Annotated in this window: 2 rRNA genes (1 of these 2 running past the window's edge); both read left to right on the forward strand. The window is 52.4% G+C overall.

Annotated features, from left to right (window positions below):
• Positions 1 to 2,784, forward strand: a 23S ribosomal RNA gene (locus OR1_RS20310); it begins 174 nt to the left of the window's first position.
• A 149-nt stretch (positions 2,785 to 2,933) separates the two neighbouring features.
• A 5S ribosomal RNA gene (gene rrf / locus OR1_RS20315) occupies positions 2,934 to 3,050 on the forward strand.
• Positions 3,051 to 3,057: the final 7 nt, after the last annotated feature.

Raw genomic sequence — 3,057 nt, forward strand, 5'->3', positions numbered from 1 at the left:
ATGAGGCGAACGCGGGGAACTGAAACATCTAAGTACCCGCAGGAAAAGAAAACAATAGTGATTCCGTAAGTAGCGGCGAGCGAACGCGGAACAGCCCAAACCGGTTTTACTTCGGTGAAACCGGGGTTGTGGGGCCCCGACATGGGATTGATGATGGGTAGGAGAACGGTCTGGAAAGTCCGGCCATAGTGGGTGATAGCCCCTTATCCGAAACCTTGATTCACCCTAGGGTGTCCCCGAGTACCGCCAGGCACGTGAAACCTGGTGGGAATCCGGGAGGACCATCTCCCAAGGCTAAATACTACTCTCTGACCGATAGTGCACTAGTACCGTGAGGGAAAGGTGAAAAGTACTCCGATGAGGAGGGTGAAATAGAACCTGAAACCGTATGCCTACAAGCAGTGGGAGCACTATGGCGTAAGCCAGTGTGACCGCGTGCCTTTTGCATAATGAGTCAGCGAGTTACTCTCAGTAGCAAGGTTAAGCTCATAGAGTGGAGCCGCAGCGAAAGCGAGTCTTAATAGGGCGTTTTAGTTGCTGGGAGTAGACCCGAAACCGGGTGATCTATCCATGTCCAGGGTGAAAGGAAGGTAACACTTCGTGGAGGCCCGAACCCACTGGCGTTGAAAAGCCAGGGGATGAGGTGTGGATAGGAGTGAAAGGCTAATCAAACTCGGAGATAGCTGGTTCTCCCCGAAATATATTTAGGTATAGCCTCGTGAAGTAAGTGATGGGGGTAGAGCACTGGATGGGCTAGGGGTCCTACCAGATTACCAAACCCAACCAAACTCCGAATACCATCAACTGTTATCACGGGAGTCAGACTGCGGGTGATAAGATCCGTAGTCGAAAGGGAAACAGCCCAGATCGCCAGCTAAGGTCCCAAAATCTATGCTAAGTGGAAAACGATGTGGAAACGCCCAGACAACCAGGAGGTTGGCTTAGAAGCAGCCACCCTTTAAAGAAAGCGTAATAGCTCACTGGTCAAGTGGGTCTGCGCGGAAAATGTAACGGGGCTAAGCATAGTACCGAAGCTGCGGGTTTATATCTTAAGATATGAGCGGTAGGGGAGCATTGTGTAAGTCTGCGAAGGTCGACCGTAAGGACGGCTGGAGATATCACAAGAGATTATGCTGACATGAGTAGCGAAAAACAAGGTGAGAAACCTTGTCACCGAAAGCCCAAGGTTTCCTCCGTAAAGGTAATCTGCGGAGGGTTAGTCGGTCCCTAAGGCGAGGCCGAAAGGCGTAGTTGATGGGAAACAGGTTAATATTCCTGTACCTCTTGCTATTGCGATGGGGGGACGGAGAAGGGTAGGCGATCCGGGCGCTGGTTGTCCCGGTTCAAGCGTGTAGACGGGGAAGGCAGGCAAATCCGCTTTCCCATACAACGTCGAGGCGTGATGACGAGAGCGTATGCTCACAAAGTCGTTGATCCCATGCTTCCAAGAAAAGCCTCTAAGCTTCAGATAGCAGGAGACCGTACCGTAAACCGACTCAGGTGGGCGGGGAGAAAATCCTAAGGTGATTGAGAGAACACTGGTTAAGGAACTCGGCAAAATGACACCGTAACTTCGGGAGAAGGTGTGCCTCCACTAGGTGTAGCGATTCGCACGTGAAGCCGACGGAGGTCGCAGAGAAATGGCGGTAGCGACTGTTTACTAAAAACACAGGACTCTGCAAAGACGAAAGTCGACGTATAGGGTCTGACGCCTGCCCGGTGCCGGAAGGTTAAGGGGATTTGTTAGCGCAAGCGAAGCTTTGAACTGAAGCCCCGGTAAACGGCGGCCGTAACTATAACGGTCCTAAGGTAGCGAAATTCCTTGTCGGGTAAGTTCCGACCTGCACGAATGGCGTAACGATTTCCGCGCTGTCTCAACCAGTGGCTCAGCGAAATTGAATTCTCGGTGAAGATGCCGAGTACCCGCGGTAAGACGGAAAGACCCCGTGAACCTTTACTACAGCTTGACAGTGACATTCGAAACAGTTTGTGTAGGATAGGTGGGAGGCTTTGAAGCTGGTACGCCAGTATCGGTGGAGCCAACCTTGAAATACCACCCTGGTTGTTTTGGGTGTCTAACCCAGGCCCGTCATCCGGGTCGGGGACACTGTCTGGTGGGTAGTTTGACTGGGGCGGTCGCCTCCCAAAGAGTAACGGAGGCGCGCGAAGGTTCCCTCAGGCTGATTGGAAACCAGCCGTAGAGTGTAAAGGCATAAGGGAGCTTGACTGCGAGACCAACAAGTCGAGCAGGTACGAAAGTAGGTCTTAGTGATCCGGCGGTTCTGTATGGAAGGGCCGTCGCTCAACGGATAAAAGGTACTCCGGGGATAACAGGCTGATCTCCCCCAAGAGTTCACATCGACGGGGAGGTTTGGCACCTCGATGTCGGCTCATCGCATCCTGGGGCTGAAGTAGGTCCCAAGGGTTTGGCTGTTCGCCAATTAAAGCGGTACGCGAGCTGGGTTTAAAACGTCGTGAGACAGTTTGGTCCCTATCTACCGTGGGCGCAGGATACTTGAGAAGAGCTGTCCTTAGTACGAGAGGACCGGGATGGACGTACCTCTAGTGTTCCAGTTGTTCCGCCAGGAGCAGTCGCTGGGTAGCTATGTACGGAACGGATAACCGCTGAAAGCATCTAAGCGGGAAGCCTCCTTCAAGATTAGGTATCCCTGGGTGTAACAACCCCTGAAGGCCCGTTGGAGACTACAACGTTGATAGGCCGGGTGTGTAAGCACAGTAATGTGTTCAGCTGACCGGTACTAATCGGCCGTGAGGCTTGACCATAAAAAATTAATCAGGTAAGGGGGGAGTAACCCTCCCCCCGAACCATTAATCAAATCAATCGAACTACAATCAAACGCCAAATACATTATTATGCAATTGACGAGATAGAATCGTAAGGGCGGTTTGCAAACCGCCCTTACAAACGATTTCTCGGTGGCTATGCCGAGGGGGTCACACCCGTTCCCATCCCGAACACGGAAGTTAAGCCCCTCTGGGCCGATGGTACTGCATGGGTAGCTATGTGGGAGAGTAGGTCGCCGCCGGGAATTAAAT

Source organism: Geobacter sp. OR-1 (genome assembly GCF_000813145.1).
Taxonomy (GTDB): domain Bacteria; phylum Desulfobacterota; class Desulfuromonadia; order Geobacterales; family DSM-12255; genus Geoanaerobacter.